Source organism: Staphylococcus sp. HMSC14D10 (assembly GCF_001808125.1).
Lineage (GTDB): Bacteria > Bacillota > Bacilli > Staphylococcales > Staphylococcaceae > Staphylococcus > Staphylococcus haemolyticus.
Genome location: NZ_KV792245.1, coordinates 60,475 through 86,315, shown reverse-complemented (window position 1 = coordinate 86,315; position 25,841 = coordinate 60,475). Strand labels below are relative to the sequence as shown.

The following is a 25,841-nucleotide window of genomic DNA, read 5'->3' as shown; positions in this document are numbered from 1 at the left end:
AATCTAATTAATTGGAAAAGGAGTTATCAAAAATGACAACACATGAACAGATTATTAATTATACGATTAAACCACATGGTGGTACATTAATTAACCGCGTAGTAGAAGGTGAAGAAAGAGATCATCTTTTAGAAGCAGCACAATCATATAAAGTGATTACTTTAAATCCTTGGTCAATTTCTGACTTAGAATTAATCGGTATTGGTGGTTTTAGTCCGTTAACAGGATTTATGGGTGAGGCTGACTACACTAAAGTTGTTGAAGATACACATCTTGAAAATGGATTAGTGTGGAGCATTCCGATTACACTACCAGTTACTGAAGAAGAAGCGGATAAATTAGAAATCGGTGATGACATTGCATTATACGGTGAAGATGGCGAATTATATGGCACATTGAAATTAGAAGAAAAGTACACATATGATAAGAAAAAAGAAGCTCAAAATGTGTATGGTACGACTGACGAGGCACATCCAGGTGTTAAAAAGGTTTATGACAAAGGGAATGTTTACCTTGCTGGACCAATCCAATTAATTAATCGACCTAAACATGATGAGTTCTCTGATTTCCATTTAGACCCAGCAGAAACACGTCAATTATTCCATGATTTAGGATGGAAGACTGTCGTTGGATTCCAAACAAGAAATCCTGTACATCGTGCGCATGAATATATACAAAAATCTGCATTAGAAATTGTAGATGGTCTTGTACTTAATCCGTTAGTAGGAGAAACGAAATCAGATGATATTCCAGCGGACGTTCGTATGGAAAGTTATCAAGCTATCTTAAAGAACTACTTCCCTAAAGATAGAGCGCGCTTAGTCATTTATCCTGCGGCAATGCGTTATGCTGGTCCACGTGAAGCAATTCTACATGCTACAGTACGTAAAAACTATGGTTGTACACATTTCATTGTTGGACGTGACCATGCAGGAGTGGGCGATTATTATGGCACATATGAAGCACAAGAATTAATTTCTCAATTTGAAGATGAACTAGATATTCAAATATTGAAATTTGAACATGCATTTTATTGTGAAAAATGTGGCAACATGGCTACTGCTAAAACATGCCCACACGACGCATCAGAGCATGTACATTTAAGTGGTACTAAAGTAAGAGAAAAACTAAGAAATGGTGAATCATTACCTACAAAATTCTCTAGACCTGAAGTAGCTGAAGTCTTAATCAAAGGGTTAAAATAAAATTAATTCGGAGGGATTTAGCATGAGTCAATCAAGTAATATTACATGGCATGATTCTGAAGTTACTAAGTCAGATAGACAACAACAAAATGGTCATAAAAGTGTAGTGATATGGTTTACAGGATTATCAGGATCTGGAAAATCAACTGTATCAGTAGAACTTGAAAAAGCTTTGTTTCAATTAGAAAAACATTCTTATCGATTAGACGGCGATAATGTAAGACATGGTTTAAATAAGAATTTAGGCTTTAGTCCAGAAGATCGTAAGGAAAATATTCGACGCATTGGTGAAGTAAGTAAATTACTTGTAGATGCGGGAACAATTGCTATAACAGCATTTATTTCGCCTTACAGAGCAGATCGTGATGAAGTTCGTGAAATTTTAGAAGATGGAGAATTCATTGAAGTTTACACAGAGTGTAGCGTGGAAGCATGTGAACAACGTGATCCTAAAGGTCTTTATAAAAAAGCGCGCTCTGGTGAAATAAAAGAATTTACTGGTATAAGTGCGCCGTATGAAGCACCACATCAACCAGAAATTACGATTAATACAGAACATCAAAGTGTAGAAGAATCAGTAAGTACTATTATTGAATATTTGAAGAATAAAGAAATTATTTAAAATTATTATGCGTGTGAGGCTGGGACAAAATAAAATGTCTCGGCCTATTTTTATCATTTTGTTAGTAGCTGACTGATTTGAAAATGTACTTGAATCAAGCTTTTTTCAAACCTAGTCATCCTTGCCTGGTAGGCGGGGCCCCAGCAAAGAGAATTTCTTAAAGAAATTCCACGAGCTAAGCAAGTTGGGGTTCGGGGCCCCAGCAAAGAGAATTTCCTAAAGAAATTCTACAAGCTAAGCAAGCTGGGGATACAACGAAATAAATTTTGAGAAAATATTATTTCTGTCCCACCCCATACGCTTTTTTTGCATATCGTCTTAAATTAAAGTCAGATTTCTGATAAAATTATGAAAACGTTTTCTATATAAGTGGAAAGCGTATTTCGAAATAAGGGGGAATTCACATGCAAGGGGATAGTATGTGGTTAACAATAATGGGGATAATCATTATCGGCTCAATTGTTGGACTTTTAATTGCAAAAAAGATTAGTCCGGTCGTTGGTATGATTTTAATTCCTAGTATTGGTGCTTTGCTATTAGGATACGGCATTAAAGATTTAGTTAAATTCTTTAATAGTGGTTTAGAATCTGTGATGAGCGTAGTCATCATGTTTATCTTCGCAATTATATTCTTTGGCATTATGACTGACAGTGGACTGTTCAAACCTATTGTCAAACGACTTATATTAATGACTCGCGGTAATGTAGTCATTGTTTGTATTGTCACAGCATTGATTGGTATGTTTGCACAATTAGATGGTGCAGGTGCTGTCACTTTCTTATTATCAATTCCTGCATTATTGCCACTATATAAAGCTTTAAACATGAACAAATACTTATTAATTCTTTTACTAGCAATTAGTGCTGCGATTATGAATATGGTGCCTTGGGGCGGTCCAATGGCTCGTGTTGCTTCTGTATTGAAAGTGAAAAGTGTTAACGAATTATGGTATGGCATCATTCCAGTACAATTGATTGGCTTCGTGTTAGTACTTATCTTCGCAACTTATTTAGGGTTTAGGGAAAAGAAACGAATTAAGAAGGCAATCGATAACGGTGAAGTAGAACCTACATTAAACATTGATATTCATCGACTTGTGAAAAACTACGAACGAGATCAAGACATTAAGTTTCCTGTAAGAGGACGCGCGCTCAAACATGGTTGGGTAATTTGGACCAATGTATTGTTGACGATTATCGTATTAGTTATGATGTTAACTAACATTGCACCGCCAGAATTTGCCTTTATGGTTGGTGTTGCAATTGCATTAGTGATTAACTTCCCAAATGTGGATGAACAAATGAACCGTCTAAAGGCACATGCACCAAATGCATTAATGATGGCCGCAGTTATTATAGCAGCAGGTATGTTCTTGGGTGTTTTAGAAGAGACAGGTATGTTAAAGTCAATTGCTTTAAATTTCATTAAGATCATTCCTGATGCCGTTGGACCATATTTACATATCATTGTTGGTTTCTTTGGTGTTCCACTTGATTTACTTACAAGTACAGATGCGTATTATTTCGCGTTACTTCCTATAGTAGAACAAACTGCAAGTCAATTTGGTATTAATCCAGTTTCAACAGCATATTCAATGGTAATCGGTAATATTGTAGGAACATTTGTAAGCCCATTCTCTCCTGCATTATGGTTAGCTATTGGTCTCGCTGAGGCAAATATGGGTACATATATTAAGTATGCATTCTTTTGGATTTGGGGATTTGCGATTGTGTTATTAGGCATAGCAGTATTAATTGGTACAGTTACAATCTAAATTACTAGATACAGTACGTTGTTAAAAGATTTTAATTGAATAATTAAACTCATATTCCTCCTTATAAGTATGTCGCTGATGTCTTATAAGGGGGGATTTGATTTTTTTATCATTACTATTATAAAAAATACTTCCAAAATATCCTCGCCAAACCTTGAAAACGATTCATATTTCCCACTTTTCATGAAATAAAACATCTTTAAAATTATCAGATATTTTACAAGTCGGGTATATACATTGTTGATTAATATAGTATAAGCACTGTCATAGAAGTGTTTTTATAATTGTAATATAAGTCTATGTTTATTACATGAAACGTAAAATTATTATGATTCATTTACAAACCCTTAACATTCCACACAAACCCTTGTGTGTCTGTTAGAGTATGTCTTGTCGTTATTTAACGAGGAAAAAATTTCTTAAAACTATTTTGAATCAAATGATTTAAAATTTCTGATATGTCAATTGCAGGTAGCCACGAGAAAAAATAAGCTTTAAACATTCTAGGAGGATATTTTATTATGAAAAAGATCGCTACAGCTACAATTGCAACAGCAGGTATTGCAACATTCGGATTAGCACATCAAGATGCAAACGCAGCGGAAAACAATAATGGATATAACCCTAATGACCCATATTCATATAGTTACACTTACACAATTGACCAACAAGGTAATTATCATTATGAATGGCAAGGTAACTGGAGCCCATCTCAAGTTCAACAAGGTGGTCAACAAAACACTGGCAACCAAGCAGTAAATAATACTCAATCAAACAATAACTACAACTATAATTACAATAACAATCAATCAAACCAATACACTCAATCATACACAGCAAACAATAATGCTGGCGGTGGTTTAGGTGCTAGTTATTCAACTTCAGATCGTAACGTTAAAGTCACAACTCAAAACGCACCAACTACACAATCAACTAGTTCAAGTTCTAGTAGCGAAGCATTAGCTGGTAAATCAAGTGGAGGTTCTAACCTTTACACTGCAGGTCAATGTACGTATTATGTATATGACAAAGTAGGCGGTAAAATTGGTAGCACTTGGGGTAACGCAAATAACTGGGCAACTGCAGCAGCTGCAGATGGCTACACAGTTAATAACACACCTAAAGCAGGTGCAGTAATGCAAACATCTCAAGGTGCATACGGTCACGTTGCATATGTTGAAAGTGTAAACGATGATGGTTCAGTTAAAGTTTCAGAAATGAACTATAATGGTGGACCTGGTGTCGTTTCATCACGTACAATCTCAGCTAGCCAAGCTGGTTCATACAACTACATTTCATAATTTGAAATCACTTTTAACCACGATTCCTTATCATACGGAGTCGTGGTTTTTTCTTTTGAGAAAAGACTGTGACAAGATAGGTATTCGTGTGATTGAAGCCCAACCATAAAGGGAAACATAATATAAAGAAGAATAATGCTTAAAGAATATTATGTTTAATTGTGAAGGAGGGTGAGTAGAGATGACGTTTGATGTGATTAAGTGGATTATATTAGCTCTAATTGCTATTGTAACTATTGCGATTATTTGTGGTCTCATTTGGGGTTCGTTATTAGAAGAACGAGCATATGATAAACGCTCTAAAAAAGAAAAACGAAAAGAAACTGAGAAAAATTTAGAAATGGCAAAAGGTCATACTGATAATAAAGGTGTAGATGGTGACTATGAAGAGGCACCAACTAAAGAAGGAACGCTCAAAGATGAGCATATTAATCATCGTGAGAAATAATGATTATAAAACCCTTGGAAGATGCTATATCAAGCATACTTTCAAGGGTTTTTAAATTGAATAGTAAGGTTGAATGTTCACATTTTATTTACATTTAATATCTCAATTTTTCTTCATTTCTATACTTTTAACATCTGCAAGTGATAAACTATGTATGTTAAAAAATCACAATAATTTTCAGAAAAGTTAGGAGCTTTCATCATGCTACTGTTTGTAGTAGAAATCATCATAATGATACTGGCTATTATATTAGGGCTTCGCACAGCTGGTGCATTAGGGTGTGGTATCTTCGCCATTGTGGCACAACTCATTATGATCTTTGGTTTTCAATTGCCTCCAGGTTCAGCGCCTGTCACTGCAGTTTTAATCATTTTATCTATTGGTATCGCAGGTGGTACTTTACAAGCTACAGGAGGAATAGACTATTTAGTCTTTCTTGCTTCTAAAATTATCGAGCGTTTCCCGAAATCCATTATTTTTATCGCACCAATGATTGTCTTTCTGTTTGTATTTGGTGTAGGTACCGCAAATATTGCGTTATCTTTAGAACCTATTATTGCTAAGACTGCTGTTAGAGCAAATATCCAACCTAAACGACCACTCACCGCATCTGTTTTGACTGCAAATTTAGCCTTATTATGTAGTCCTGCAGCATCAGCAACAGCTTACATCATATCAGTAATGGCTGGTTATCACATTTCAATGGGACAATATTTAAGTATTGTATTACCTACAGCGATTATTACGATGTTAATGTTAAGTGTCTTTTGTACATTTGTTGGTCGTAAGACAACGGTCACTGTAAGTGAAATTGCACATACACCTGAAGTGTCAGTCAAAAAATCATTTACAACGAAAACCAAATTAGGCGTAGTTGGATTTTTATTATGTGTTGCAGGTATATTAACTTTTGGTATTTTTCCAAATTTAATGCCTTCATTTAATGTTGATGGTGAACAAGTTAAAGTAACTATGACGGAAATCGTCCAATTCTTTATGTATTTGAGTGTCGCAATTAATTTATTAATGATAAAGATTAACACGAGTGATATATTGTCATCTAATATTGCGCAATCAGCTATTGGTGCACTCTTTGCAGTACTTGGCCCAGGTTGGTTAGGTGCTACTGTATTTAATGCACCGCAAAATTTAAAAATTATACAAGACGATATTGGACAAACAATTCAATCTATACCTTGGCTAGTCATTGTCTTAGTTGCCATAGTGGCAATGATCGTTATCTCGCAAACTGCAACAGCCTCCATTATGGTGCCGATTGTCATGAGTATGGGTATTCCACCAATGTATTTCATTGCAATGGTCCAAACGCTTAATGTCAATTTCGTCATTCCAGCACAGCCAACATTATTATTTGCAGTTAATCTAGATGAGACTGGACGCACACGTGCAACAAGTTTTATTATTCCAGGATTCTTTGCGATTGGTGTATCAATCGTGGTTGGATTTCTAATTAAATTTTTATTGGGATTATAGATTATAAGACCACTAATTTTGGGTAAATGCTCAAAGTTTAGTGGTCTTTTCTTTTGAAAATGAACAGGTATTTTAAAAGAATTTAAATAAATATAAATTCACAATAACAGTATTATTATGCAAAATTAATACAATATAAAATTTGTTAAATACGTTAAGTTTAAACTTAACACTGTTGTTATGGCAATTTTTAAAGCTTTAAAATATGTCTGAAATATATATTTATTCAATAAAAAGAAAAGTATAATTTGAATGGAATTTGCATTTTTATTTAATTTTAGATATCGTCAATATGTGAATAAACCGTGACAAGAAAGTGGTTTTTAATTTTTATCGAAACAACAATTTTGAGGAGGAACATAATTGAAACGAGAAAAAATTATGGATTGGCCGACTTTTATAGGGACGGTAATCGTATTACTTGTAGCTGTTACACCGATGATGGTATTTCCTAAGGCTAGTGAAAAAGTAATTACCGATATCAATAGCGCAATCTCCAATTCAATTGGATCCGTGTATTTATTTATGGGATTAATCATTCTATTCTTTGTACTATATATTGCATTCGGTCGTTATGGCAATGTAACACTTGGAAAGGCGACTGATAGACCAGAATTCAATAACTTTAGTTGGGCATCTATGCTCTTCTGTGCAGGTATTGGATCGGATATTTTATATTGGGGTGTCATTGAGTGGGCATTCTATTATCAAGTACCACCGAATGGTGCGAAAGCGATGTCTGATGAAGCACTTACATATGCAACGCAATATGGGATGTTCCATTGGGGACCAATCGCTTGGGCAATCTATGTGTTACCAGCGTTACCTATTGGTTATTTAGTATTTGTTAAGAAACAACCAATTTATAAAATCAGTCAAGCATGTCGTCCAGTTTTAAAAGGACAAACGGATAAATTCTTAGGTAAATTAGTGGATATATTATTTATTTTTGGTTTACTAGGAGGCGCAGCAACATCACTTGCTCTTGGAGTGCCAATGATTTCTGCTGGTATAGAGAAACTTACAGGAATCGATGGAGAGAATATGGTTGTGCGTTCAATCATTTTATTAACAATCACAGTAGTATTCGCAGTCAGTTCGTATTCTGGCTTGAAAAAGGGAATTCAAAAATTAAGTGATGTTAACGTATGGCTATCATTCTTATTATTAGGCTTTGTATTTATTGTTGGGCCTACTGTATTTATTATGGAAACAACGATTACAAGCTTTGGTAATATGTTGAGAGATTTCTTCCATATGGCCACTTGGATGGAACCTTTTGGTGGCATTAAGGGACGTAAAGAAACGAATTTCCCACAAGACTGGACAATATTCTATTGGTCATGGTGGTTAGTATATGCACCGTTTATCGGTCTATTCATCGCACGTATTTCAAAAGGACGTCGTCTTAAAGAAGTCATTCTAGGTACTATTATTTATGGTACATTAGGCTGTCTATTGTTCTTTGGTATATTTGGAAACTATGCTGTGTATTTACAAATTACAGGTGAATTTAATGTGATTAACTTTTTAAATACACACGGCACTGAAGCAACGATTATTCAAGTAATGCATCAATTACCATTCTCATCATTAATTGTTGTATTGTTCTTGATTTCTGCTTTCTTATTCTTGGCGACAACATTTGATTCAGGTTCATATATTTTAGCTGCTGCATCTCAGAAAAAAATTGTTGGAGAACCATTAAAGGCTAACCGTCTATTCTGGGCATTTGCGTTATGTCTTTTACCGTTCTCTCTTATGTTAGTTGGTGGTGAACGTGCGCTAGAAGCATTGAAAACAGCATCTTTACTGGCGAGTGTACCGTGAATTGTCATATTTATTTTTATGATGATATCGTTTATTATTACGCTTAATACAGATCGGATTAAACTGGAGACAAGAGCGGATAAACATAAAGAAATTGAGAGACGTTCATTACGTATTGTGCAAGTTAAAGAAAAATCAGATGATGATGACAACTTATAAATAAAAAAGAGCTAGCAGATTCTTCAAAGTTTTACACTTTAGAAAATCTGCTAGCTTTTTTAAATATCTTCTTTTTCTGGAATTGGGTAATGTTCGAATATCTGTCCACTTTCAATGGCATTACTTAAGTTTTCTAACCATTTACAATATTGCTTTGTGTGATCTAATTGAGCTTGGATTTTATCGACTTCTGCTTTAGCATGTTCGTCTAAGTCAGCATTTTTTAATGTTTCGTCTAACAGTAATTGTGCTTTTTCGACCGCTTCTAAATTAGTATCAACTTCACGTTCCCACTTTTGTGTAAAGAAATTTCGGAAAAAATGGAAGAAGTTTTTTTCTGCAATGAAATGTTGTTTTCTGCTACCACGCGTAAATTGTTGTTTTACGATGTCGAATTCTTGTAATTTCTTGACACCAGCACTCATGCTAGGTTTGCTCATTTGTAAATGCTCACGCATCTCATCAAGCGTCATGCTTCCTTCGAAGACCATTGTGCCATATAAATTGCCAACGCTACGATTCGTACCGTACAAATCCATCGTTTCACCGATTGAGTTAATCACAAGGTCTTTTGCTTCTTCAATTTTTTGATCATAATTCGTTGAACGTGCCATAGTGCACCTCCATTGTTACTTAGTAATTTTTCAAAAGAGAATAAACGTTGATGTTCATTTTTCGATTCTAAATCATTATAAAGTGTTTGATGAAAAGTTTCAAAATCGCATATTCATTATTAGCACTTTTGATACTAAAATTTCAAGTTTATGTAAAAAATGTGCAGATATGTGTCGTTTGCAAGGCTGTGAAAAATGTGATAACCTAGTTTTGTAAAATTCGTTAAATAAAAATTTAACAAACTTAACGGAGGTCATTTGATGGAACTTGTAGAGAAATTGTCTGATCGTCAATATATCGATGGTGAATGGGTAGAAAGTTCAAATAAAAATACAAGAGATATTATTAATCCTTATAACCAAGAAGTTATCTTTACGGTTGCAGAAGGTACTGCTGAAGATGCAGAAAGAGCAATACTTGCAGCACGTCGCGCATTTGAAGATGCCGAGTGGTCATTAGAAACAAGTGAAGTCAGAGGTAAAAAAGTAAAAGCAATTGCGGATAAAATAACAGAAAACCGTGATGAATTAGCCAAATTAGAAACTTTAGATACTGGTAAAACGTTAGAAGAATCATATGCGGATATGGATGATATAGCTAATGTATTTACTTACTTTGCAGGTTTAGCAGATAAAGATGGTGGTGAAATGATAAATTCACCAATTCCTAACACTGAGAGTAAAGTAGTTAAAGAACCTGTAGGTGTAGTTACTCAAATCACACCTTGGAACTATCCGTTACTTCAAGCTTCATGGAAGATCGCACCAGCTTTAGCAACAGGATGTTCACTCGTTATGAAACCAAGTGAAATTACGCCATTAACTACCATTCGTGTATTCGAATTAATGGAGGAAGTTGGCTTCCCTAAAGGCGTTATCAACTTAGTATTAAGTAGCGGTGAGGAAATTGGAGATACGTTATCAGGTCATGAAGAAGTAGACTTAGTTTCATTCACAGGCGGAATTGAAACAGGTAAACATATCATGAAGAATGCGGCCAATCATGTAACTAACATCGCTTTAGAACTTGGTGGAAAGAACCCTAATATCATTTTTGATGATGCTGACTTTGAAGTTGCAGTAGATCAAGCGTTAAATGGTGGTTACTTCCACGCAGGTCAAGTATGTTCGGCAGGTTCACGTATATTAGTACACAACGATATTAAAGCTGACTTTGAAAAGGCATTAATCGATCGTGTCGGCAAAATTAAACTTGGTAATGGTTTCGATGATGATACAGAAATGGGACCAGTGATTTCTACAGAACATCGCAATAAGATTGAAGGTTACATGGAAATTGCAAAAGAAGAAGGCGCTACAATCGCGATTGGTGGTAAACGTCCAGAACGAGAAGATTTACAAGCTGGTTTGTTCTTTGAACCAACAGTGATTACAGATTGTGATACTTCAATGCGTATCGTTCAAGAAGAAGTCTTTGGACCAGTTGTGACAATTGAAGGGTTTGGTAGTGAAGAAGAAGCAATTAAATTAGCTAATGATTCTATTTATGGTTTAGCCGGTGCAGTATTCACTAAAGATATCGGTAAAGCACAACGTGTAGCTAATAAATTAAAACTTGGTACAGTTTGGATTAATGATTTCCATCCATACTTTGCACAGGCACCTTGGGGTGGCTATAAACAATCAGGTATTGGACGTGAACTAGGTAAAGAAGGCTTGGAAGAGTACTTAACTAGTAAACACATCTTAACTAACACAAACCCAGAACCAGTCAACTTCTTTAGTAAATAACAAGTCCATGCTAGAACTTTAGAGTCGTTATATTAATTAACTATGCGACTCTATTTATTTGAGTTATAAAGTTGTACGTATCGAACTTAAAACATGAAATAAAAAGACATAATAATCAATTTAAGGGAGGACGAATTTATAATGAGTAAAAAGAATTCATATGATTACGTCATTATTGGTGGCGGTAGTGCAGGATCAGTATTAGGTAATCGTTTAACAGAAGATAAAGATAAAGAGGTATTAGTCTTAGAGGCAGGACGTAGTGACTATCCTTGGGATTTATTCATTCAAATGCCAGCAGCATTAATGTTCCCATCAGGTAATCGTTTTTACGATTGGATTTATCAAACGGAAGAAGAACCGCATATGGGACGTAAAGTAGACCATGCACGTGGTAAAGTGCTTGGTGGCTCTAGTTCAATTAATGGTATGATTTACCAAAGAGGGAATCCAATGGACTATGAAGGATGGGCTGAACCAGAAGGTATGGAATCATGGGACTACGCACATTGTTTACCATACTTTAAACGTCTAGAGAAAACATACGGTGCTACACCATTTGATCAATTCAGAGGACATCACGGTCCAATTAAATTAAAACGTGGACCTGCAACAAATCCTTTATTCAAATCATTCTTTGATGCCGGTGTAGAAGCAGGTTACCATAAAACAAAAGATGTGAACGGATATAGACAAGAAGGGTTTGGACCGTTTGATAGCCAAGTGCATAATGGTCGTCGTGTTTCAGCATCAAGAGCTTACTTACACCCAGCAATGAAACGTAAAAACTTAACTGTTAAGACTCGTGCATTTGTCACTAAAATTCATTTTGATGGTAACAAAGCAACAGGGGTAACATTTAAACGTAATGGTAGATATCATACTGTTGAGGCTGGTGAAGTTATCTTATCTGGTGGAGCGTTCAACACGCCTCAATTATTACAATTATCAGGCATTGGTGACGCAGAATTCTTGAAATCTAAAGGTATAGAACCACGTATGCATTTACCAGGTGTTGGTGAAAACTTCGAGGACCACTTAGAAGTATATATTCAACACGAATGTAAAGAGCCTGTGTCACTTCAACCTAGCTTAGATGTTAAACGTATGCCATGGATTGGTTTACAATGGATATTCGCGCGTAAAGGTGCAGCAGCATCAAATCACTTTGAAGGTGGTGCTTTCGTAAGATCAAATAATCAAGTTGCATACCCTAACTTAATGTTCCACTTCTTACCAATTGCTGTAAGATATGATGGACAAAAAGCACCAGTAGCACATGGTTACCAAGTTCACGTAGGTCCTATGTATTCCAATTCACGTGGTAGCTTGAAAATTAAATCAAAAGACCCGTTTGAAAAACCAAGTATTGTCTTTAATTACCTTTCAACTAAAGAAGACGAACAAGAGTGGGTAGAAGCTATTCGAGTAGCCAGAAATATATTAGCACAAAAAGCAATGGATCCATTTAATGGTGGTGAAATTTCACCAGGACCATCAGTACAAACAGACGAAGAAATCTTGGATTGGGTACGTAGAGATGGTGAAACAGCATTGCATCCATCTTGTAGTGCTAAAATGGGACCTGCCTCAGATCCAATGTCTGTTGTTGACCCATTAACAATGAAAGTTCACGGTATGGAAAATTTACGTGTTGTTGACGCTTCGGCTATGCCTCGTACAACAAACGGTAATATTCATGCACCAGTTTTAATGCTTGCTGAAAAAGCAGCAGATATCATCCGTGGTAAGAAACCATTGGAACCGCAATATGTAGATTATTATAAACATGGCGTAAGCGATGAAAACGCTGGCGCAATGGAATTTGATCCATATTACCAACACTAATTATAAAATACTATATTAATAATCTAGAACCAGTATAATTAATAAATCAATGTTACTTTACAAATTTGCAGTAGCTGACTGAATTGAGAAGGCGTTTAAATTAAGCTTTTATTAGTTCTAGTTATCCCTGAAGGGGGAGTGGGACAATGAATTCAAAATGAATTCTGACTCACTCCCCCTTTTCTATTTAACTTTTGATTTTAAACATTCAGAACAATATCACGTTATTAAAACCTTCTTAGTCATCAAAGTTTGATATTATAGATAGAAAGAAGTGATTGAGAAGGGCGGATGAATACCTCTTGAATACTAATTATGAAATCACGTTTGACACTAAGAAGGATGATATAGCCTCTGATTATTTATCACTTAATTTAATTTTAAAAGGTAACGTCACATGTCAATGTGAAAATCAAAATAAGCACTATCATGTTGGAGATTTAATATTAATCAATAGCTATCAAAACTTTTTGATTTTAGAAGATTCAGATGTAATTTATATGTCGCTCCGACTGTCTAATAATTATTTTTCTCATTACATTGAAGATAAGAATATTTATTTTCATTTTGAATCGGTGTCCTAAACAACAATCTAAATAATTAACGATAATCATTTTACAGTGGCGTATACAAGCATTTATCAAAGCTTGCATATGCTTATTTTTTTCGGGAAAAGCGGACTATAAAATGGATGTAACATTGAATCATGTTTGGAACATATGAAACCGTGACGCAACATTGTTAAAAGAGAAAAGCATATAATGAGGAAAAAGGAGTGGATATAATGATGAAAGAACTAGTAAAACGTCTACAAGAGAAAGAAGAAAAGATGATTGAAATTCGTAGACACTTACATGAGCAACCAGAATTATCATTCCAAGAATCAGAAACACCTAAATATATTGCTGATTTCTATAAAGACAAAGATTGTGAAGTTAAAACAAATGTCGGTGAAAATGGTGTGAAAGTGACTATCGATAGCGGTAATCCTGGAAAAACAATTGCGATTAGAGCAGACTTTGATGCTTTACCAATCCAAGAAGATACTGGATTGTCATTTGCGTCTAAAAATGATGGTGTGATGCATGCATGTGGTCATGATGCGCATACCGCGTATATGTTAATATTAGCTGAAACGTTAATTGAAATGAAAGATCAATTTAATGGTAAAGTGATTGTTATTCACCAACCAGCTGAAGAAATGCCTCCAGGCGGTGCCAAAGGCATGATTGAAGATGGTGTGCTAGATGGAGTCGATCATGTTCTAGGTACACATGTAATGACAAATATGGAACCGGGTAAAGTGTTTTATCGTCCTGAAAATGTTCAAACAGGACGCTCATACTTTAAGTTAACGATACAAGGTGAAGGTGGTCATGGTTCATCACCTCATACAGCAAACGATGCGATTGTCGCTGGTGCTAACTTTGTTACTACTGCACAAACAATCGTTTCACGTCGCCTTAACCCGTTTGAAACAGGTGTTGTAACAATTGGCTCATTTGATGGTAAAGGTCAATTTAATGTCATTAAAGATAAAATCGAGCTTGAAGGTGATGTGCGTGCATTAACTGATGCTACACGTGATAAAATTGCTGACGAATTACAACAAATGGTCAAAGGTCTTGAAGTAACATTTGGTGTTAAATGTGACTTTGAGTTTAGTAAAGACTATCCAGCATTATATAATGACCCTGATTTTACAAATTATGTTGCAGAAACTATTAAAAAAGCTGATTTAGATGATGTAAAAGGGGTAGAAGAATGTGAAGCACAACCGCCATCAGAAGATTTCGCATTTTATGCTAAAACATTGCCAAGCACATTTATTTATTCAGGTGCTGCGCCTCAAGATGGAAAAGCGTATCCTCATCATCATCCTAAATTTAAAATTGATGAGAAAAGTATGTTAGTCGCAGCAGAAGCTGTGGGTGCAGTTGTGTTAGATTACTTAAATTCTAAATAAAAAATGCTTATCTCAACCTTAGCCAACAAAACTTCAGAAATTGTTGGCTTTCCAGTACTAGTGTAAAGCTATGTATCATGATAGTATTAGCGTATATCTAAACACTGGGGTGAGATAATGAGTTTTTACGAATTTATGCAAGGATTTATTGGTGACCAAACCCCTTTAGGAGAACTTGCACATCGGATTAACCAAGATCAGCATTTTCCTAAGTACGAACGAGTTTCTGATAACATACTTAGTTATTTTACGAAAATTACAAAATTGGACCACGAATTTTTAGAAATCGTAAAGCGTTCTATCTCGCTTTATGAACAAAGCCAATTATAATGACAGAACGCATATAGATATACAAATTTAATAGTAGCTCAGTGCTAGTTTAGAAATGAAGGATAATAATCATGATTTTAAAAAATAGTTACAAAACTTATGTAGTAGAAGAAAAAGACGATAACACGATTTCAATAAAGAAAAATAATGATGAACATCAATATGATGTGTTAGAAGTGATTGATGATTTATCAAATGATTCTTTTTGTGTGTTAAATCATTTATTTATTAATGAAGGTATGGAAGATGAATTCGAGAAGAAATTCTTAGAACGTCCTAAATACTTACAAAATGTTCCAGGATTTAAAGCTTTAAGATTTTTACGTCCACAAGTAGCAAGACGACACTATATTATTTTAACTTTATAGGAAGAACGTCAGGCATTTTATGATTGGCAGAATTCTAATGAATATAGTCAAACCCATAAACATAGAGGCACTGAACGTGGTGTTGATCGCAACATTGTTAATCGTGATTTATCTTATAATGTGCGTATTGAGCTATCTGGTTTAGAGTCAAAATTAGATTTAAGTCATATTTTCTAGTACAGATATAAAGATTAAGCCAATGTCATTGTTATCGACATATGTGCTTAATCTTTTTCAATTTCAAACCAAATTGTAAAAACGTTTACATAAATTATTTTGATTTCATCAGACTAAAGCGTTTGATAAGATAATAAATAAGGTCGAACTGAAAGGGAGTATAGTAATGGATAATTCAAGTTTATTAGCACCAGAGACTTACAATATTGTTTCAGAAATAGAGAAACATGCTTCTAATACATCGAAGAAAGCCCTAATTTATGAAAATGGGGTAGACGAACCAATTACAGTGACATATTCAGAATTAATTAAAAATGCCAATAAAGTGGGACATGTCTTATTAAATCACGGACTTAAAAAAGGTGATAAAGTATTAATCATGATGCCGAGAGCAATTATGACATATGAACTATATCTTGCTGCATTAAAACTGGGTATTGCGATTATTCCTAGTTCAGAAATGCTAAGAACTAAAGATTTACAATATCGAATTACACATGGTGAGATTAAAGCAGTAATTGCTAAATCTGATTTTATTGAAGAGTTCAAAGGCGTTAAAGAGTATGACGCATTAACGAAATTTATTATTGACGGACACGAAACGGACTGGATTAATATTGAAGATGAAAAAACATCACAAAGTGATACGTTAGATATTGAAAAAACTTCAAGAGACGATTTAGCCATCTTATCATATACATCTGGAACGACAGGAAATCCTAAGGCTGTTACACATTCTCATGGTTGGGGCTTTGCACACATGAAAATGGCGCCGGAACATTGGTTATGTATTAAAGAAGACGACTTAGTGTGGGCGACAGCTGCACCAGGTTGGCAAAAATGGGTATGGAGTCCGTTCTTATCAATTATGGGTTCAGGCGCAACAGCATTTGTTTATAATGGTAAATTCAACCCTTCTCGTTATCTTGAATTACTACAAGGCTTTGAAATCAATGTCTTATGTTGTACACCAACAGAATATCGTATGATGGCGAAATTAGACAATTTACAAGAATATAACTTAGAACACCTTCACAGTGCTGTATCAGCAGGAGAGCCATTAAACCGTGAAGTTGTAGAACAATTCCGTAGTAACTTTAATTTAACGGTGCGTGATGGTTATGGACAAACAGAGAGTACTTTATTAATCGGGTTCCTAAAAGACACTAAATCACGACCAGGTTCAATGGGTAAAGAAATCCCAGGTAGCCGTGTTACTATTGTTGATGATGAAGGACAACCGGTTGAAACAAATGTTAAAGGAAATATTGCTTTGCCACTTGATTTCCCTGGTTTGTTTAAAGGTTATTATAAAGATGAAGAACGTACGAAAGCAGCTCAAGCAGGTGACTATTACATTACTGGAGACTTAGCGCATATAGATGAAGATGGCTATTTCTGGTTTGAAGGTCGACGAGATGATATTATCATCAGTTCAGGCTATACAATTGGACCGTTTGAAGTTGAAGATGCCTTAACAAATCACCCAGTCGTTAAAGAATGTGCTGTTGTAGCAAGTCCTCATGAAATTCGAGGCAACATTGTTAAAGCATTCGTTATTTTACAAGATAATTATCAAGGTAATGATGACCTTGTTAAAGAATTACAAACTTTTGCGAAAAATGAAGTAGCACCATATAAATACCCACGTGCAATTGAATTTGTAGACTCATTACCTAAAACAAATTCAGGTAAAATCCGTCGTGTTGAATTACGCGATGCTGAACGTGAGAAATATAATAAAGAAAATGGATTTAAATAATATCGATTTCAATGTATAAAAGACACCTCGTTAAATGCTTTGGTCATCTAACGAGGTGTTATTTTTGTGTATCAGTTTGTATTTGATTGAGTAATCGATACCAATTGATGAAGCATATTATCTTGCAGTATATCCACCGTCTACAGTTAATGTCGCACCTGTAATAAATCGAGCTTCATCACTTGCTAAGAATAATACTGCATTGGCAACGTCTACAGGTTCACCTAAATAGCCAATAGGATGGCGTTCAGACATTTTAGCAGTATAAGCCTCTAAACCACCTTCTGTTCTACATCGAGTTTTTTCACTAAAGGTGTTAATAATGTACCTGGATGTACATAGTTAACACGAATGTGATTTTTACCAAAGCTGATGGCATCTTGTCGTGTCATATTTGTAACATCACCTTTAGCAGCTGCGTATGGTGTGAGTTCATCTGTACCGACTAAACCTAAGATAGATGAGAAGTTGACGATTGAACCGCCACCGTTTTCACGTAAGAGTGTTACAGCATGTTTAGTACAGAAGAATACGCCTTTTACATCGACTGCAAATACTTGATCCCATTCTTCTTCAGTGAGTTGGTCTGTCGTTTTACCTGCACCAGTTATACCCGCACAATTAATGAGTATGTCTAATTTACCAATATCACGCTTAATATGTGTAAATGTTTCATCAACACTAGCTTCTTTAGAAACGTCTAAAACATAACCATATACCTTTTGATTAGTTTCTTTAGAAAGTGTGTCAACCCGCTTGATTGACTACATCTTCTTTAAGGTCTGAAATGATAACTTTTGCACCCTCTTCAACAAAACGCTTAGCAGTTTCGAAGCCCATGCCATCACCTGAATCAGTAATTAAAGCTACTTTGTTTTCTAGTCTCATAATAATCCTCTTTTCAAAAATAGTCTCATCACAATTTGATGGTATCATCGGAAATATATAATGTATAATGCATAATAATTATATTTTTATAACTTAAAGTTATGGTTTGAGGTGTAGCGTTTGGAGATTATAAAGCTCAAATATTTTAAAGTGGTAGCTAATATGAATAATATTACAGAGGCAGCAAAGCGACTGAATATTTCTCAACCAGCACTTAGTAAGGCGATTACATCAATTGAAGATGAGTTTGGTGTGGCATTATTTGACCGGAAAGATAGACATATCTACTTAAACCGATAGGGTGAATTAATGCTGAATTATATCGATAGTGCATATAGGGAGTTAAATGAAGGTGAACGTATAATCAAAGAATTAACAGGTGTCGAAAGTGGTCAAGTTACTTTTGCAGTAACATTTCCACATGTCATGCCATTACTCATTCAAAATTACGTGTCACGACATCCCAATATTAAAATTAAGCAATATCAAGCAATATCTGAACGGGCACCTCATTTGATTTTAAATAACGAAGTAGATTTTGCTATATCATCTTTTAAAATTGAACATCGCGATATTAGTTGGGAACCTATCATACAAGATGATATTTATTTAACTGTTAGTAAAGAACATCCTCTCTCTAAATGTACTTCTCTTGAATTAACACAAATTAAAGATGAACGATTGATAGGTCAAATTGAAGGTTATGGTTTTCGAGATACGATAGATCACATTTTAAAACAAGAAGGGATTGTTCCTAATTATCAAGTAGAGGTTGAGGATTCGAGCGCTATCTTAAAGCTAGTACCTATGAATATAGGCATCTCATTCACACCTAAACAAGCCTTAATAAATTTGGATAAGCAAATTGTAGCAATACCTATTAACAATGAACATTGTTATCGGGAGATTGGTTTAGCTTATAAAAAATCTCATTACTTTACAGAAGTAGCGTCGTCATTTAAGACATTTGCGACTGATTATTTTCAAAATCATATCACTTAAACTGAATAATATATAAATAGCATGACACAATTAAAGCGTGCAAAACAGACTTTTAGTTATTCTCATAAAGCCGTTTTATGCTTTGATTGTGTCTTTTTTATAAATATTGAAACTAAATGCGATGTTTTTAATTGTATTTATTTCGATTTTATGACATACTCAATAATAATTAGTATGACATAATAATTAATTGAGGTGACATTATAATGACGAAATATATTTATGCTTTTGATGAAGGACAAAAATCGATGAAAGATTTACTTGGAGGTAAAGGTGCTAACCTATCTGAAATGAAACGTTTAGGTTTACCTGTGCCAGACGGTTTTACAATAACAACTGCCGCTTGTATTGAATACTTAAGACAAGGCAAATCATTATCAACTGATGTAAAAACACAATTAATTGATCATCTTGTTGACTTTTCAGAGAGAACTGGGAAAGCATTCTCATCAGATGCTAACTTATTACTTGTATCTGTACGAAGCGGTGCAAAAATATCGATGCCTGGTATGATGGATACAATTCTTAACTTGGGATTAAATGACGATAACGTAAAGAAACTTGCAGATAAAACAGGTGATGCTCGCTTTGCATATGACTGTTACCGTCGCTTACTACAAATGTTCGGTGAAGTGGTATACAACGTTCCGATGCAAGCATTTGATACATATTTTGAAGATTATAAACAACGTCACAACTTTGAAAATGACGCTGCAATTACAGCTGAAGGTTTACAAGAAATTTGTGAACGTTTCAAAGACATTTATATGGAAGAAGTTTATAAACCGTTCCCTCAAGAACCTTTGAAACAATTAGAAGAAGCAATCGAAGCGGTCTTTAAGTCTTGGGATAATGACCGTGCACGAATTTATCGTGATTTAAATGATATTCCACATGACATAGGTACTGCTGTTAATATCCAAGAAATGGTATTTGGTAATAGTGGTAATAATAGTGGAACAGGTGTTGCATTCACTCGTAATCCTGTGAGCGGTGAAAATAAATTATTTGGTGAATATTTATTAAATGCACAGGGTGAAGATGTCGTAGCTGGTATCCGTACACCAAAAGACATTTCAACTTTACATGATCAAATGCCTGACGTACATCAAGAATTTGTTGAAGTAACGAAACAACTTGAACAGCATTATAAAGATATGCAAGATATTGAATTTACAATTGAAAATGGAAAGTTATACTTATTACAAACTCGTAATGGTAAACGTACGGCACGTGCAGCAATTAAAATAGCAGTAGATTTAGTAGATGAAGGTGTCATTAAAAAAGAAGAAGCGATGTCAAATGTTGATGTGAAATCAATCGACCAATTATTACATCCTAATTTTGATGAAAAAGCATTAAAACAAGCGACTGAAATTTCAAAAATAGGTTTACCTGCAAGTCCAGGGGCAGCTACAGGGCAAATTGTATTTTCAGCTGAAGATGCTAAGACACAAGCTGATGCAGGTAAGAAAGTTATCTTAATGCGTCCGGAAACGTCTCCTGAAGATATAGAAGGTATGATTGCGAGTGAAGCAATCGTAACAACACATGGAGGTATGACATCTCACGCAGCAGTTGTAGCTCGTGGTATGGGTAAATGTTGTGTGACAGGTTGTTCGGATTTAGAAATCAATACTATGGCAAAGACAGTTTACTATGATGGTGGGGAACTTCATGAAGGCGATACAATTTCAGTTGATGGTTCTAAAGGTGACATCTACATAGGTGAGATTGAAACAGTCAGTGCTGAACACAGTGAAGAGTTCACTCAATTTATGGAATGGTCAGAGGATATTGCACGTTTGAATGTTCGAATGAACGCAGAGACGCCTCAAGATATTAAAGCGGGTTATGACTTTGGTTCTAAAGGTATTGGTTTAGTTCGTACGGAGCATATGTTCTTCGGAGCGGAACGTTTAGTTGAAATGCGACGATTTATTCTTTCATCTTCATATGAACAACGAGTAGAAGCTTTGAATAATATTCGTAATTATCAAGTAGAAGACTTTGAAGCAATATTCCGATTATCTGGAGAGCGTCCTACAATTGTCCGTTTGCTTGATCCACCTTTACATGAGTTTTTACCTAATTCTGATGAAGATGTTGAAAATGTAGCACGACAACTCAACATTCCTAAAGAAGTATTGAATAAACGCATTGTAGATCTTCATGAAGTGAATCCAATGCTAGGACATCGTGGTTGTAGACTTGCAATCACATACCCTGAGTTATATGAAATGCAAGTTGAAGCGATTATGGGAAGCGTATTAAAACTTAAAAAAGAGGGTATAACATGTAAACCTGAAATTATGATTCCGCTAGTATCAACTGTGGAAGAATTCACAACGCTTAAAGAGAAATTGGTTAAAACCATTGAACAATTAGAGGATGAACAAGGTGACAGCGTACCATATTTAATTGGTACAATGATTGAAACGCCGCGCGCATGTTTAGTAGCAGATGAATTAGCAAAACATTGTGATTTCTTTAGTTTCGGTACAAATGATTTAACGCAATTGACATTTGGTTTCTCAAGAGATGATGCAGGTAAATTTATAAATGTGTATACTGAAAGTAATATATTGAAGCTTGACCCATTCCAAACGTTAGATAGAGATGGTGTCGGAAAATTAATCGAAATTGCAGTTGAACAAGCTAAAAAAGTAAATCCGAAAATCAAAATCGGTGTATGTGGTGAATTAGGTGGAGATGCTAAGTCTATTCGTCGTTTCAATCAATTAGCGATAGACTATGTTTCATGCTCACCATTCCGAGTTCCAGGTGCAATTTTAGCAACAGCTCAGAGTCAAGCGGAGGAAAGCGAGCAGTAAAGTGAACGAAACTCAATCAAATGAACAAATTCTAAAGTTATTTATCGTATCAGATTCCATTGGCGAAACAGCACAACGAATGATTCATGCAACATTAACACAATTCCCTGATTTGCATAATGTTGAAATTAAGAAATTTCCATATATTAAAGATGAAGAGGAATTCTTAAATATTTTAAATTTAGCACGTGAACAACATGCGATTGTAGCGACGACGTTAGTAAGTGAATCCTTTAATGCATTGGGACATCAATTTGCACATGAACATGATATTCCTTATGTTGACTACATGTCTGATTTAATCAGTATTATTAAGAAGGTAACACACAGTCAACCGCTTATGGAGAGTGGTGCGTTACGTAAATTAAATGATGAATATTTCAAGCGTATTGAAGCGATTGAATACTCTGTTAAATACGATGATGGTAAACATTTTACTGATATAGGTGAAGCGGATGCATTAATTGTTGGTGTGTCACGAACATCTAAAACACCATTAAGTATGTATTTAGCTAACAAAGGTTATAAAATAGCTAATATTCCATTGGTACCTGAAATTGAAATTCCTGATAATGTTTATAAACAAAAAGGGTTAAAAGTATTTGGATTAACTGCGAGTCCACAGTATATTGCAAACATACGAAAGAATCGTGCGGAAACGTTAGGTTTATCTAGTGAATCACGATACAATAACTTGGATCGTATTAAGAAAGAACTTGTATATGCTGAGGAAGTCTTTAAGAAATTAAATGCGACTGTTATCAACACGGAATATAAATCGATTGAAGAGTCAGCATTCTATATTGAGAAGTTTTTACAACCTAAATTGTAATTGCAAGAAGAAAGAAGTCTTTGATTGCAGTTTAGATAGTAGAAAGTCGATAAATAAAAACACTTAGTTGCATATTTGTGACTAAGTGTTTTTATTTTAAAATTAGGTAGCGTTAATGCTTTCAATTATATATAAAAAAATAATTTTAATTAAGGTTCTCCGATTTACAATTTACCATATTTGTTTTAACATAGAAATGAAAGGCTTAACAATCTTAATATAAAAAGGTATTACTTTATATTAGGGAGAAAGAGTAGTAAGTAATAACTTTTTAATTGTTAACTAATAAATTTGGAGAGGTGTACAACCATGGCAGAATCAAAAGACGTCATTTTAATTGGTGCGGGTGTCTTAAGTACAACATTTGGTTCTATGTTAAATGAGCTTGAGCCTAATTGGAATATCAAGCTTTATGAACGTATGGATCGACCAGGTCTAGAAAGTTCTAATGAACGCCACAACGCTGGTACTGGTCATGCTGCACTTTGTGAATTGAACTATACTGTTCAACAACCTGATGGTTCAATTGACATTGATAAAGCGAAAGAAATCAACGAAGAATTTGAAATTTCAAAACAGTTCTGGAGTCACTTAGTGAAAGCAGGACATATCGAGAATCCAAGAGAATTTATTAATCCTCTTCCACACATTAGTTTTGTTAGAGGCGTTAACAATAAAGAATTCTTGAAGAAACGTTACGAAGCAATGAAACAATCACCAATGTTCGATAACATCGAATATACTGAAGACATTGAAGTAATGAGAAAATGGATTCCATTAATGATGAAAGGTCGCGTTGATGACGGCAAAATGGCCGCTAGTAAAATCGACGAAGGTACTGACGTTAACTTTGGTGAATTAACACGTAAAATGTCACGACACTTAGAATTAGACGAGCATGTTGAAGTTAAATATAGTCACCAAGTACTTGACTTTGAACGTTTATCAAATGGTAAATGGCGAGTTAAAATCAAAGATCTTAAAACTGGTAACGTATTTGAAGAAGTTACTGACTATGTATTCATTGGTGCAGGCGGTGCTGCAATTCCATTACTACAAAAAACAGGTATCCCTGAAAGTAAACATTTAGGTGGATTCCCTATTACTGGTCAATTCTTAACATGTACTAATCCACAAGTGATTGAAGCACATGATGCGAAAGTATATGGTAAAGAACCACCAGGCACACCACCAATGACAGTACCTCACCTTGATGCACGTTACATCGAAGGTAAACGTACTTTATTATTTGGACCATTTGCGAACGTTGGACCTAAATTCCTTAAAAATGGCTCAAACTTAGATTTATTTAAATCTATTAAACCTTATAATATTACAACGATGTTAGCTGCTGCAGTTAAAAACTTACCATTGATTAAATATTCATTTGATCAAATTATCATGACTAAAGAGGGCTGTATGAACCACTTACGTACATTCTACCCTGAAGCTCGTGATGAAGATTGGGAATTATACACAGCAGGTAAACGTGTACAAGTAATTAAAGACACTGAAAAAGAAGGTAAAGGATTTATTCAATTCGGTACAGAAGTGGTTAACTCTGAAGACCATTCAGTAATTGCTTTACTTGGTGAATCACCAGGGGCATCAACTTCAGTATCAGTAGCTTTAGAAGTTCTTGAGAAAAACTTCCCAGAACAAATCGGCCAATGGAATGCTAAAATTAAAGAAATGATTCCATCATACGGTCAATCATTAATTGAAGATGTTGAATTAATGAGAAAAATACGTCGTCAAACGTCTAAAGATCTTGAATTAGGATACTATGAAGACGCTAAGTAAGATGTTTTAATAAATAAGAGTCGCTTGAGAGTTTATAGCTCAAGCGACTCTTTTTCTAACTTTCTATAGGGATAAAGAAGTTAGCATATTCATAATGGTAAACAATCTTCGAATAATCGAATGGTATCCCTTTATTAGTGTAAAAGGTCAAATCATGACGCATACAAGGATCATTTGGATTGAGATCCAATTGTGGCGCTTCATCTTCAGTAAGAAAAACAATATAGAAACTGTAACTTTTGAAATTATTAGGAATAACAGAATACAACATAAGCTTTCAATCATTTTCAAAGCGTAGCTAACTTGCTTTGGATTGGTTGAAAGCTTTTTTATAATGAGAATGCGCATTAGTTTATGAACTATACAAGAGTGGTTAAGATGAGGGTATCAAATAAAAAGGAGATTACTTATGACAAAAGATATATTTAGTAATCAATATTGGGAGAAAGCGTGGGAAGCTGACCCTAATACTCAGGATAAAAGGATGAAACATGCAGGTTTAGGTGATCCATCGGCACCAGGTTTTGAAAAGTGGGCAGAAAACTTTAATAAAAATTCTTTTACTGAAGAAAGTCAGCAACGTACGAAACGGATTATGAATTGGATTGAGCAACAAACAGGTCGATTTAGTAATTTAAGTGTATTAGACATAGGGGCTGCGTCAGGAGTGTTTAGTGTTCCGTTTGCTAAAGAAGGTGCTAAAGTTACAGCGTTGGAAGCATCGCCAATTTTACATGACATGTTAAAAATAATGCAAATCATTACGGTGTAGCACTTAAAACATTAAATCAATCGTTTGAAGATGCTCAGCTAGAAGAATTAGGGCAGCAT

At 34.8% G+C, this 25,841-nt stretch carries 22 protein-coding genes and 2 pseudogenes; 19 read left to right on the top strand and 5 right to left on the bottom strand.

Going from position 1 to position 25,841, the window contains the following annotated elements:
- Window positions 1–32: 32 nt before the first annotated feature.
- From sat to HMPREF3134_RS04100, 7 genes and pseudogenes are all read left to right on the top strand, one after another.
- Window positions 33–1,205: a sulfate adenylyltransferase gene (sat, locus tag HMPREF3134_RS04130; protein ID WP_070440931.1), complete on the top strand. Its 1,173-nt coding sequence runs from the start codon at window positions 33–35 to the stop codon at window positions 1,203–1,205.
- Between the two features lie 22 nt (window positions 1,206–1,227).
- Entirely contained in the window at window positions 1,228–1,827 is a 600-nt protein-coding gene (gene cysC / locus HMPREF3134_RS04125; protein WP_037551520.1) for an adenylyl-sulfate kinase, read from the top strand.
- A gap of 404 nt (window positions 1,828–2,231) precedes the next feature.
- Window positions 2,232–3,602 carry a CitMHS family transporter gene (locus HMPREF3134_RS04120; RefSeq protein ID WP_070440928.1) on the top strand — a complete coding sequence of 457 codons (1,371 nt, stop codon included), beginning with the start codon at window positions 2,232–2,234 and terminating at the stop codon, window positions 3,600–3,602.
- Between the two features lie 521 nt (window positions 3,603–4,123).
- Window positions 4,124–4,903, top strand: coding sequence for a CHAP domain-containing protein (locus HMPREF3134_RS04115; protein WP_070440925.1), 780 nt, complete (start codon window positions 4,124–4,126; stop codon window positions 4,901–4,903).
- A gap of 181 nt (window positions 4,904–5,084) precedes the next feature.
- Window positions 5,085–5,351, top strand: coding sequence for a hypothetical protein (locus HMPREF3134_RS04110; RefSeq protein WP_037551523.1), 267 nt, complete (start codon window positions 5,085–5,087; stop codon window positions 5,349–5,351).
- A 201-nt stretch (window positions 5,352–5,552) separates the two neighbouring features.
- On the top strand, window positions 5,553–6,845 hold the full coding sequence (locus tag HMPREF3134_RS04105) for an anaerobic C4-dicarboxylate transporter family protein (protein ID WP_070440922.1): 1,293 nt from the start codon (window positions 5,553–5,555) through the stop codon (window positions 6,843–6,845).
- 363 nt (window positions 6,846–7,208) lie between these two features.
- Window positions 7,209–8,834: pseudogene (locus tag HMPREF3134_RS04100) on the top strand (BCCT family transporter).
- Window positions 8,835–8,893: 59 nt separating this feature from the next.
- On the opposite strand, the gene HMPREF3134_RS04095 reads toward HMPREF3134_RS04100, so the two are convergent.
- Entirely contained in the window at window positions 8,894–9,448 is a 555-nt protein-coding gene (locus HMPREF3134_RS04095; protein WP_037551526.1) for a choline uptake/conversion transcriptional regulator CudC, read from the bottom strand.
- A gap of 261 nt (window positions 9,449–9,709) precedes the next feature.
- On the opposite strand from HMPREF3134_RS04095, the gene betB reads away from it, so the two are divergent.
- From betB to mbcS, 6 genes and pseudogenes are all read left to right on the top strand, one after another.
- Complete coding sequence (gene betB, locus HMPREF3134_RS04090; protein ID WP_070440919.1) at window positions 9,710–11,200, top strand: betaine-aldehyde dehydrogenase; 1,491 nt, start codon at window positions 9,710–9,712, stop codon at window positions 11,198–11,200.
- A gap of 141 nt (window positions 11,201–11,341) precedes the next feature.
- Window positions 11,342–13,048, top strand: a complete 1,707-nt coding sequence (gene betA, locus HMPREF3134_RS04085) for a choline dehydrogenase (protein WP_037551528.1) — start codon at window positions 11,342–11,344, stop codon at window positions 13,046–13,048.
- Between the two features lie 784 nt (window positions 13,049–13,832).
- Window positions 13,833–15,014, top strand: coding sequence for an amidohydrolase (locus HMPREF3134_RS04080; RefSeq protein ID WP_070440916.1), 1,182 nt, complete (start codon window positions 13,833–13,835; stop codon window positions 15,012–15,014).
- A 117-nt stretch (window positions 15,015–15,131) separates the two neighbouring features.
- Window positions 15,132–15,344, top strand: a complete 213-nt coding sequence (locus HMPREF3134_RS04075) for a YozE family protein (RefSeq protein WP_037551531.1) — start codon at window positions 15,132–15,134, stop codon at window positions 15,342–15,344.
- A gap of 71 nt (window positions 15,345–15,415) precedes the next feature.
- A pseudogene (locus tag HMPREF3134_RS04070) lies at window positions 15,416–15,889 on the top strand (antibiotic biosynthesis monooxygenase).
- A gap of 166 nt (window positions 15,890–16,055) precedes the next feature.
- On the top strand, window positions 16,056–17,651 hold the full coding sequence (gene mbcS / locus HMPREF3134_RS04065; RefSeq protein WP_037551533.1) for an acyl-CoA synthetase MbcS: 1,596 nt from the start codon (window positions 16,056–16,058) through the stop codon (window positions 17,649–17,651).
- 117 nt (window positions 17,652–17,768) lie between these two features.
- Here mbcS and HMPREF3134_RS12290 read toward each other — a convergent pair whose 3' ends face one another.
- The 3 genes from HMPREF3134_RS12290 to HMPREF3134_RS12280 are packed head-to-tail and all read right to left on the bottom strand — an operon-like array spanning window position 17,769 to window position 18,539.
- Window positions 17,769–17,906 carry an SDR family oxidoreductase gene (locus tag HMPREF3134_RS12290; protein ID WP_218084861.1) on the bottom strand — a complete coding sequence of 46 codons (138 nt, stop codon included), beginning with the start codon at window positions 17,904–17,906 and terminating at the stop codon, window positions 17,769–17,771.
- Between the two features lie 17 nt (window positions 17,907–17,923).
- Entirely contained in the window at window positions 17,924–18,412 is a 489-nt protein-coding gene (locus HMPREF3134_RS12285; RefSeq protein WP_218084862.1) for an SDR family NAD(P)-dependent oxidoreductase, read from the bottom strand.
- Entirely contained in the window at window positions 18,399–18,539 is a 141-nt protein-coding gene (locus HMPREF3134_RS12280; RefSeq protein WP_218084860.1) for an SDR family NAD(P)-dependent oxidoreductase, read from the bottom strand. The genes HMPREF3134_RS12285 and HMPREF3134_RS12280 overlap by 14 nt, the downstream gene beginning before the upstream one ends.
- 120 nt (window positions 18,540–18,659) lie before the next feature.
- Between HMPREF3134_RS12280 and HMPREF3134_RS04055 the strand changes: the two genes are divergently transcribed.
- From HMPREF3134_RS04055 to lqo, 5 genes are all read left to right on the top strand, one after another.
- Window positions 18,660–18,839: a helix-turn-helix domain-containing protein gene (locus tag HMPREF3134_RS04055; protein ID WP_070440913.1), complete on the top strand. Its 180-nt coding sequence runs from the start codon at window positions 18,660–18,662 to the stop codon at window positions 18,837–18,839.
- 9 nt (window positions 18,840–18,848) lie between these two features.
- Entirely contained in the window at window positions 18,849–19,541 is a 693-nt protein-coding gene (locus tag HMPREF3134_RS04050; protein ID WP_070440910.1) for a LysR family transcriptional regulator substrate-binding protein, read from the top strand.
- Window positions 19,542–19,747: 206 nt separating this feature from the next.
- Complete coding sequence (gene ppdK / locus HMPREF3134_RS04045; RefSeq protein WP_070440907.1) at window positions 19,748–22,375, top strand: pyruvate, phosphate dikinase; 2,628 nt, start codon at window positions 19,748–19,750, stop codon at window positions 22,373–22,375.
- A gap of 1 nt (window position 22,376) precedes the next feature.
- On the top strand, window positions 22,377–23,207 hold the full coding sequence (locus HMPREF3134_RS04040) for a pyruvate, water dikinase regulatory protein (protein ID WP_049426432.1): 831 nt from the start codon (window positions 22,377–22,379) through the stop codon (window positions 23,205–23,207).
- A 309-nt stretch (window positions 23,208–23,516) separates the two neighbouring features.
- Complete coding sequence (gene lqo, locus HMPREF3134_RS04035) at window positions 23,517–25,010, top strand: L-lactate dehydrogenase (quinone) (RefSeq protein WP_048668172.1); 1,494 nt, start codon at window positions 23,517–23,519, stop codon at window positions 25,008–25,010.
- A gap of 55 nt (window positions 25,011–25,065) precedes the next feature.
- Here the strand turns inward: lqo and HMPREF3134_RS11745 are convergent, their stop codons facing one another.
- The gene (locus tag HMPREF3134_RS11745; RefSeq protein WP_083279098.1) at window positions 25,066–25,281 is read right to left on the bottom strand and encodes a UTRA domain-containing protein; all 216 of its coding nucleotides are present in this window, start codon (window positions 25,279–25,281) and stop codon (window positions 25,066–25,068) included.
- A 138-nt stretch (window positions 25,282–25,419) separates the two neighbouring features.
- Between HMPREF3134_RS11745 and HMPREF3134_RS04030 the strand changes: the two genes are divergently transcribed.
- Window positions 25,420–25,782 carry a class I SAM-dependent methyltransferase gene (locus HMPREF3134_RS04030; RefSeq protein ID WP_070440904.1) on the top strand — a complete coding sequence of 121 codons (363 nt, stop codon included), beginning with the start codon at window positions 25,420–25,422 and terminating at the stop codon, window positions 25,780–25,782.
- The last annotated feature ends 59 nt before the right edge of the window (window positions 25,783–25,841 follow it).

What these genes read in the sequence shown, in the direction of transcription:
- HMPREF3134_RS04120 (WP_070440928.1), top strand. Translation starts at nt 2,232, where the DNA reads ATGCAAGGGGATAGTATGTGGTTAACAATAATGGGGATAATCATTATC.
- HMPREF3134_RS04030 (WP_070440904.1), top strand. Translation starts at nt 25,420, where the DNA reads ATGACAAAAGATATATTTAGTAATCAATATTGGGAGAAAGCGTGGGAA.
- HMPREF3134_RS04080 (WP_070440916.1), top strand. Translation starts at nt 13,833, where the DNA reads ATGATGAAAGAACTAGTAAAACGTCTACAAGAGAAAGAAGAAAAGATG.
- betA (WP_037551528.1), top strand. Translation starts at nt 11,342, where the DNA reads ATGAGTAAAAAGAATTCATATGATTACGTCATTATTGGTGGCGGTAGT.
- HMPREF3134_RS11745 (WP_083279098.1), bottom strand. Translation starts at nt 25,281, where the DNA reads ATGTTGTATTCTGTTATTCCTAATAATTTCAAAAGTTACAGTTTCTAT.
- HMPREF3134_RS04075 (WP_037551531.1), top strand. Translation starts at nt 15,132, where the DNA reads ATGAGTTTTTACGAATTTATGCAAGGATTTATTGGTGACCAAACCCCT.
- HMPREF3134_RS12280 (WP_218084860.1), bottom strand. Translation starts at nt 18,539, where the DNA reads ATGAGACTAGAAAACAAAGTAGCTTTAATTACTGATTCAGGTGATGGC.
- HMPREF3134_RS04105 (WP_070440922.1), top strand. Translation starts at nt 5,553, where the DNA reads ATGCTACTGTTTGTAGTAGAAATCATCATAATGATACTGGCTATTATA.
- ppdK (WP_070440907.1), top strand. Translation starts at nt 19,748, where the DNA reads ATGACGAAATATATTTATGCTTTTGATGAAGGACAAAAATCGATGAAA.
- HMPREF3134_RS04050 (WP_070440910.1), top strand. Translation starts at nt 18,849, where the DNA reads ATGCTGAATTATATCGATAGTGCATATAGGGAGTTAAATGAAGGTGAA.
- HMPREF3134_RS04095 (WP_037551526.1), bottom strand. Translation starts at nt 9,448, where the DNA reads ATGGCACGTTCAACGAATTATGATCAAAAAATTGAAGAAGCAAAAGAC.
- lqo (WP_048668172.1), top strand. Translation starts at nt 23,517, where the DNA reads ATGGCAGAATCAAAAGACGTCATTTTAATTGGTGCGGGTGTCTTAAGT.
- betB (WP_070440919.1), top strand. Translation starts at nt 9,710, where the DNA reads ATGGAACTTGTAGAGAAATTGTCTGATCGTCAATATATCGATGGTGAA.
- HMPREF3134_RS04110 (WP_037551523.1), top strand. Translation starts at nt 5,085, where the DNA reads ATGACGTTTGATGTGATTAAGTGGATTATATTAGCTCTAATTGCTATT.
- cysC (WP_037551520.1), top strand. Translation starts at nt 1,228, where the DNA reads ATGAGTCAATCAAGTAATATTACATGGCATGATTCTGAAGTTACTAAG.
- sat (WP_070440931.1), top strand. Translation starts at nt 33, where the DNA reads ATGACAACACATGAACAGATTATTAATTATACGATTAAACCACATGGT.
- HMPREF3134_RS12290 (WP_218084861.1), bottom strand. Translation starts at nt 17,906, where the DNA reads ATGTCTGAACGCCATCCTATTGGCTATTTAGGTGAACCTGTAGACGTT.
- HMPREF3134_RS04115 (WP_070440925.1), top strand. Translation starts at nt 4,124, where the DNA reads ATGAAAAAGATCGCTACAGCTACAATTGCAACAGCAGGTATTGCAACA.
- mbcS (WP_037551533.1), top strand. Translation starts at nt 16,056, where the DNA reads ATGGATAATTCAAGTTTATTAGCACCAGAGACTTACAATATTGTTTCA.